Here is a 6,798-nt window from a genome sequence, read left to right as displayed (position 1 = left end):
CCATGCCACCCCCCACTCCCCCCCCGCGCGCGCGCCCCGCCGCCCATGCCATTCCCCCCCCCCCCCTTCCCCCCCTCCCCGCCACGCTCCCGCTCAGGCGAGCGTCTCCGGGGCCAGGTCGCCCAGGTAGGCCGCCCGTACCGCCGGGTCGCCGCGCACCTCGTCCGGGGTGCCGAGGCAGATCCGGCGGCCGAAGTCGAGGACGACGACCTGGTCGCAGACGCTCATCACCATGTCGACGTCGTGCTCGACGAGCAGTACGCCCATGCCCCAGTCCTCGGCGAGCCGCCGTACCAGGTGGGCCAGTTCGCGGGTCTCGTCGTCGGACAGTCCGGCGGCCGGTTCGTCCAGGAGCAGCACCGACGGCGAGGCCGCCACGGCGCGGGCGATGGCCAGCAGCCGCCGCTCTCCGTACGACAGGTCGCCCACCGGCCGGTCGAGGCTGTCCCGCAGCCCGAACTCCCGTACCGCGAGCAGCACATGGTCCGGCAGCGGGCGGCTGCCCGGACGGACCAGATCACTCAGGTACGCCCAGGGACCCGGCCGGTCGCAGGCGGCGTACAGGTTGTCCAGGACGGTCATGTCCTCGAACAGCTCCAGCGACTGGAAGGACCGGCTCAGGCCGGCCGCGGCCCGCGCGTGCACCGGAACCCGGGTCACGTCCCGCTCGCCGAGCCGCACCGTCCCGGACGCCGCCCGGGTGAAGCCGGTGACGGCGTCGATGGCGGAGGTCTTGCCGGCGCCGTTGGGCCCGATGAGCCCCACCACCCGGCCGGGCTCGACGTCGAAGGACAGCCCGTCGACGGCGACGACACCGCCGTAGCGCACGGTCAGGTCCCGCACCCGCAGGGACAGCGGGTCGGCGCGGTGCGCCCGCGGCACGGCCGCCGGGTCCTTCACCCCGCCGGCCGCTCCCGGCGCGCTCGCGGCGTCACCCGTCCGCCCGTTCGTGGCCCCCGCCGCCCTGGTCGCGCGCCGGGAGCGCAGCGCGCGCTCCGCGCCCGCCGCCCGGCCGCCGAGTTCCCGCGCGATGCCGTCCTGGTTGCCCACCAGGGTCAGCACCAGGATGATCCCGCCGATCAGCGGCATCCACTCGCTGAGCCCGGGCACCAGCCAGTCCCCGAAGCGGGCACCGACCGTGCCCGCGGCGAACGTGGCGCCGAACAGCGGTCCGACGAGGAAGCCGACCCCGCCGATGACCGCGAGGCCGAGCGCCGTCACCGAGTCGAAGCTCGCGAAGTCGGAGAAGACCACCGAGGTCGAGCGGAACCCGGTGAGGACTCCGGCGAGCGCGGCGATGGCCGCGGAGAGCCCGAAGGCGTACAGCTTGGCCGCGCGCACGTCGATGCCGAGGGCCGCCGCCGCGCGCTCGTTGGCCCGCACGGCGACCAGCCGGCGGCCGGTACGGCTGCGCCGTACGTTGGCGACCACCAGCGCGGCGGCCACGAACATCACCAGCACCACGGCCGCGTACCGCTGCGGATGGTCGACCCCCGAGATGCTGACGCCGAACAGTGTCTGCTTTCCCACCGCGATGCCGTCGCTGCCCGGTGTCGTGGACAGGTCGGTGTTCTGGAAGACCATCGCCTCCAGCGTGGTGCCGAGGCCGAGCGTGATGATGGCGAGGTTCACGCCACGGGTGCGGACCGCCGGCAGCGCGAACAGCAGCCCGATCGGCACGGTGCCCAGCACGCCCGCGAGCAGGGCGAGTTCGAAGGGCCAGCCCCAGTCCGCCGCCGTGTGTCCGGCGATGAAGGCCCCCGTGCCGGCCAGGGCGTACGCGGCCAGGGAGACCTGTCCGGCGTACCCGGTGACCACGATGATCGACAGGATGATCAGACAGAGCACCAGGGTGGTGGTGATCGCGTCGGCCCACAGCGGCGTGGACACGCTCACCAGCAGCAGGCCGGCCGCGGCGGCGAGCGCCAGCGCCAGGGGGCGGACCCGGCCGTCGCCCAGAGCCGGCAGCCGGTCGAGGAAGGTGCCCCGCAGGGGCAGCGCCCGGCCGCGCGCGATCAGCACGAGCGCGATGAACAGGAAGGGCACCGAAGAGGCGAGCCCGGTGATGTCGGAGCTGAAGCGGGTCAGCTCCGACTGCACGACACCGATGACGAGACCGCCCGCCAGCGTGACCGGGAACGAGGAGAACCGGCCGACCAGGGCGGCGGCCAGCGCGCTCAGCAGCAGCGTGGTCAGGCCGGTCACCGACAGGCCGATGACGGGCACGATCAGGATGCCGGTCAGTCCGGCGAGCGCGGAGCCCAGGCCCCAGTTCGCGGCGGCGACCAGGTCGGCGGACCAGCCGAGGGCGGCGGCGGTGCTCTCGTTCTCGGCGACCGCGGTGGTGCCCAGGCCGAACAGGGTGCGCTGGTAGACGAGGTGCAGCAGGCCGGTGACGGCGAGTGCGACGCCGAGCAGCCAGACGCGGTCCTCGGAGACCGTCGCCCCGGCGATCTTCAGCAGCCGGGTGGGCAGCCTGCCGGGCACCAGCTCCAGGCTGTCGCCGTAGCGTTTCACGGCGACGGCCGTGAGCAGGATGAACACCGCGAGGGTGCCGACCAGCCTCGCCAGCGAGGAGGCCCGGCGCAGGGGCCGGATCACCAGCAGATGCGTGAGGACGCCGAGGACGGCGGAGGCGAGCACCCCGCAGGCGGTGGCGGGCCAGTACGGCACACCGTGATGGGCGGCGAGCTCCCACTGGACGTAGGCGCCGGCCATCCCGATCGCGCCGTGCGCGAAGTTCAGGACTCCGGAACCGCGGTAGACCAGCACGATGCCGTGCGCGGTGAGCGCGTACAGCGCACCGAGCCCCAGGCCGAGCAGCGCGAAGCGCAGGATGTCGCCCATCAGCGGAACCTCCCAGACTCGGGGTTCACCCGAGGCTCCATGAGTAGCGAACACCGGACGTCCCGACAAGACAGACAGCGTAATTATTTAAATAATTGTGCCGAGAGTACTTCACTAAACAAGCGGAGCGCTCCATGCTGTGCGCATCTCGACGTCGCCCATTTCGGGCGCGAGCCCCGCGGAGGGACCATGAACGACACACGCCGACGCAGAGCGATCGCCGCGAGCTGTCTCGCGGTGACCGGAGTCCTGCTTGCCGCAGGCTGCGGAGGAAAGGCCTCCGGCAGCTCGGCGGAGACCTCGCTGAAGGGCACACCGGTCAAGGTGATGGTCTGGACGCCGGAGAACACCCAGGGCAGCGCACAGCCCGGGGTCCGGCTCACCGCCCAGGCCTACGAAAAGTGGATCAACGCCAACGGCGGCATCAAGGGCGGTCCGCTGAAGGTCCTCACCTGCAACGAGAAGAACGACCCCGACGAGGCCGAGAAGTGCGCCCAGCAGGCGGTCGCCGAGAAGGTGGTCGCGGTGGTGGGCTCCTACAGCCTCGCCGGCGACCGCTACATGCCCATCCTGCAGAAGGCCGGCATCCCCTACCTCGGCGGTACCGGCGTCTCGGCGGCCGAGTTCTCCAACCCGCTGTCCTTCCCCGTCAACGGCGGCACCCCCGTGGTGTTCGCGGCCCACGGCCGGCAGCTGGTGCAGAGCGGCTGCAAGAAGATCTCCGGCGTGCGCTACGACGTGGCCGCGGCCGCCGTCGTCTCGCAGTTCCTCACCCTCGGCGCGGTCTCCGCCGGCGGGGCGCCCCCCAAGGACCTCAAGGTCCCGCTCACCGCCACCGACCTCGCCCCGCAGGTCGCCGCCGCCACCAAGGGCAGCGACTGCGTGAGCGTCATCCTGGGCACCGCCTCGGGCCTGTTCGTGAAGGCGTACGTGCAGTCCGGCGCGAAGACGAAGCTCGGCAGCGTCGTCGGCAACCTCACCCCCGAACTGGCCGCCAGTACCGGAGGCAGCGGCAGCCCGCTGGAGGGCGCCGCCATCACCGGCTACTACCCGCCGACCTCCGACCCCGCCTGGAAGGACTTCCTCGCCGCCACCAAGGGCAAGGACATCGACGCGACCAACGGCGCCAACGCCACCACCTGGGTCGCCTTCAAGGTCTTCACCGAGGCCGCGAAGAAGCTGCCCGCCATCACGGCCAGGGCCCTGGTGAAGGAGCTCGACACCACGGCCGGCATCAGCACCGGCGGCCTCACCCCGCCGCTGACCTGGAGCACGTCGACGGCCCTGCCGATCAAGGGCCTCAACCGCATCCACAACACCACCGCCACCGAGCTGGCCATCCGCGACGGAAAGATCGTGTGGGCCAAGCCGGGGTCCACCTTCGTCGACGTCCGCAAGGCGCTGACCGCCGCCTCGTCCGGCTGACCGTGCCGGGGCGACGAGGCCCCGGCACCGAGGAAGGAGAACCTTCGTGGACGACACCGGACAGCCCCTGATCGAAGCCCGCGCCCTGTCCGCCGGATACGGCACCCTGCCCGTGCTGCGCGACCTCGACCTCGAGGTCCGCCCCGGTGAGGTCGTCGCCCTGCTCGGACCCAACGGCGCGGGCAAGACCACGGCCCTGCGGGCCCTGTCGGGCGATCTGGCCCCGATGGGCGGGGAGGTGCGCTGGCTGGGCGAATCCACCCGCGCACCCCTGCACCGCAGGGCCCGGGAGGGGCTGGCGTTCGTCGGTGAACGGGCGGTCTTCACCCGCCTCGACACCGCCGACAACCTGCGCGTGGGCCGGGTGACGACGGACCGGGCCCTCGCCCTCTTCCCCGAACTCCACAAGCGGCTCGGCGTCGGCGCCGGCATGCTGTCGGGCGGCGAGCAGCAGATGCTCTCGCTGGCGCGGGCCCTGTGCCGCGACCCCCGCCTGCTCCTGGCGGACGAGCTCTCCCTCGGACTCGCCCCGCTCGTCGTGGACCGCCTCCTGCGGGCGGTGCGCGAGGCGGCGGACCGCGGCCTGGGCGCGCTGCTGGTCGAACAGCACGTGCGCAAGGTGCTCGACATCGCCGACCGGGTCTACGTGATGCGCCGCGGCCGGGTCGTCATGACCGGCACCCCGAAGGAACTGCGCGCCAACCTGGACGCCCTCGAATCGTCCTACCTCGCGCAGACACCGACCCTCACCACCGAATGAGGTGACCGCTGTGACCGGCGCACGCGAACAGCTCCGCTCCCTGGTCCTGTCCGGCGACGCGTTCGAACGACCGGCCGCGGAGACGAGCGGAACGCAACTGGAGGCGGCCCGCGAGGCGTTCGCCGCCCACCGCGAACGCGTCCCGCTGCTGCGCACCCGGGCCGAGGAGACCGGGGTCCGCGAGATCACCGGCCTCGACGACCTCGTCCCGCTGCTCTTCTCGCAACTCAGCTACAAGTCGTATCCCGTCTCCCTCATCACCGGCGGCCGCTGGGACCGCCTGCTGCGCTGGTACACCACCGTGTCCGCGGTGGAACCCGGCGACGTCGACGTGGACGGCGTCAGCGACATCGACGAGTGGACCGACCGCGTCACCGCCGCCGGTCACCGTCCCTACATCACCAGCGGCACGTCCGGGAAGGTGTCCTTCCTCAACTGCGACACCGCCGACCTGCGGTTCCTGCACGACATCCTGGAGAACCTGACCTGCTGGCCCGACCCCCTGCCGCCCGAGCCCACCCGCCGCGGCTACCTGCTGGCGCCGGCGAGCGGCCCGATGCGCTCCGTCGACGGCTTCCGCTGGCACGCGGAGGTCTTCGCGCGGCCCGGCGAGACGCGCCTGCTGACCGAGGAACCGCTGCGGGTGTCGGAGCTGATGGCCGGCGCCCTGCTGCGCCGCCGGGATGCCGTGCGGGGCGCGGCCCGGCGGGGCCGTGTCCGCGCCTGCGCGTGGTATCGGGCGTGGCCTTGGGCTCGTGGCGCCGCCTGGTGGGGGGCGGCCCGCGAACCGGACGTCCCGGTGTCGTGCGGGGCGCGGCCCGTTGGGGCCGTGTTCGCCGGACCGGCCGTCGGCCTTTGGTGCGCTGCGCCACCTTGTAGCGGGCGACTCGCGGACCGGCTGTACCCGGGGCGTCCGACCATGCGGCGGAACGCCGTGCGGGGCGCTGCCCGGCGGGCGGAAGGTCACGGCGACGGCCGGGCGACAACGGGGCGCGCGAAGGCTCCGGGCGACTGCGGCCGGCGCGAAGGCTTCGGGCCCCGCCTCAGCCGACGCCTCCGCCCCCGTCAGCGGCGGGGCCCGTCCCCGTAGCGCCCTGTGATCGCGCCGAGGTAGCCGCGCAGCATGACCTTGGCCTCGTCCAGGAGGCCGGCGTCGCCGTGGGCGGCACGGCGGAAGGCCTCCTGGGCGAGGGCGTCGGCGGCGAGGACCGCCGCGTGGCAGGCCCGGCCGAGCGCCTCGTCGTCCTCGGCGAGGTCGAGGGCGAGCAGGACACGGCGGATCCCGTCGGCCATCCGGCGCTTGTGCTCGCGGTCCGCCTCCCGGGTCCGCTCGGTGAGGCCGCTGCCGAACCACAGGGCGCGGAAGCCGTGTTCGGTGCGGTACAGCCCCGTGTACGCGTCGATGAGCACCCCGACCGGATCGTCCCAGCGCTGCTCGGCGGCGGCCGGGACGAGGTCGTCCAGGACGGCTTCGAGTTTCGCGAAGTAACCCGCCGCGAGGGCGTCGATGATCGCGTTCCGGTCGGGCAGGTACTGGTAGAGCGAGCCCACCGACACCTTCGCCTCCGCCGCGACCCGGGTCGTGGTCAGCGCCTCGACGCCCTCGGCGATCAGGACGCGTTCGGCGGCCGCCAGCACCCCGGCCAGCCGCGCCCTGCTGCGCGCCTGGCGGGGCGTACGCCGCAGGGCCGGGCCCAGCGCCGCCCGGCCGTCGTCCGCGGTCGGCTCTCCCACCTGACGGCCTCCGGATCTGAACGTGACTTTGT

General features: G+C 73.3%; 5 protein-coding genes. 3 read left to right on the top strand and 2 right to left on the bottom strand.

The window, feature by feature from the left end; genetic code table 11:
• Positions 1-93: 93 nt before the first annotated feature.
• Positions 94-2,847 carry an ABC transporter permease subunit gene (locus AC07AZ_RS31775; RefSeq protein ID WP_478853874.1) on the bottom strand — a complete coding sequence of 918 codons (2,754 nt, stop codon included), beginning with the start codon at positions 2,845-2,847 and terminating at the stop codon, positions 94-96.
• Positions 2,848-3,036: 189 nt separating this feature from the next.
• Between AC07AZ_RS31775 and AC07AZ_RS31770 the strand changes: the two genes are divergently transcribed.
• The 3 genes from AC07AZ_RS31770 to AC07AZ_RS31760 are packed head-to-tail and all read left to right on the top strand — an operon-like array spanning position 3,037 to position 6,122.
• Positions 3,037-4,272, top strand: coding sequence for an ABC transporter substrate-binding protein (locus AC07AZ_RS31770; protein ID WP_478853872.1), 1,236 nt, complete (start codon positions 3,037-3,039; stop codon positions 4,270-4,272).
• A 46-nt stretch (positions 4,273-4,318) separates the two neighbouring features.
• On the top strand, positions 4,319-5,032 hold the full coding sequence (locus AC07AZ_RS31765) for an ABC transporter ATP-binding protein (RefSeq protein WP_478853870.1): 714 nt from the start codon (positions 4,319-4,321) through the stop codon (positions 5,030-5,032).
• Positions 5,033-5,042: 10 nt separating this feature from the next.
• Entirely contained in the window at positions 5,043-6,122 is a 1,080-nt protein-coding gene (locus tag AC07AZ_RS31760) for a hypothetical protein (protein WP_478853868.1), read from the top strand.
• Here the strand turns inward: AC07AZ_RS31760 and AC07AZ_RS31755 are convergent.
• Positions 6,098-6,766: a TetR/AcrR family transcriptional regulator gene (locus AC07AZ_RS31755; RefSeq protein WP_478853866.1), complete on the bottom strand. Its 669-nt coding sequence runs from the start codon at positions 6,764-6,766 to the stop codon at positions 6,098-6,100. The genes AC07AZ_RS31760 and AC07AZ_RS31755 overlap by 25 nt on opposite strands.
• Between the last annotated feature and the right edge of the window lie 32 nt (positions 6,767-6,798).

This window comes from Streptomyces sp. NPDC043878, assembly GCF_056435735.1.
Note: the sequence above shows the minus strand (reverse complement) of the source record. Positions and strands in the feature narration are given on the sequence as shown.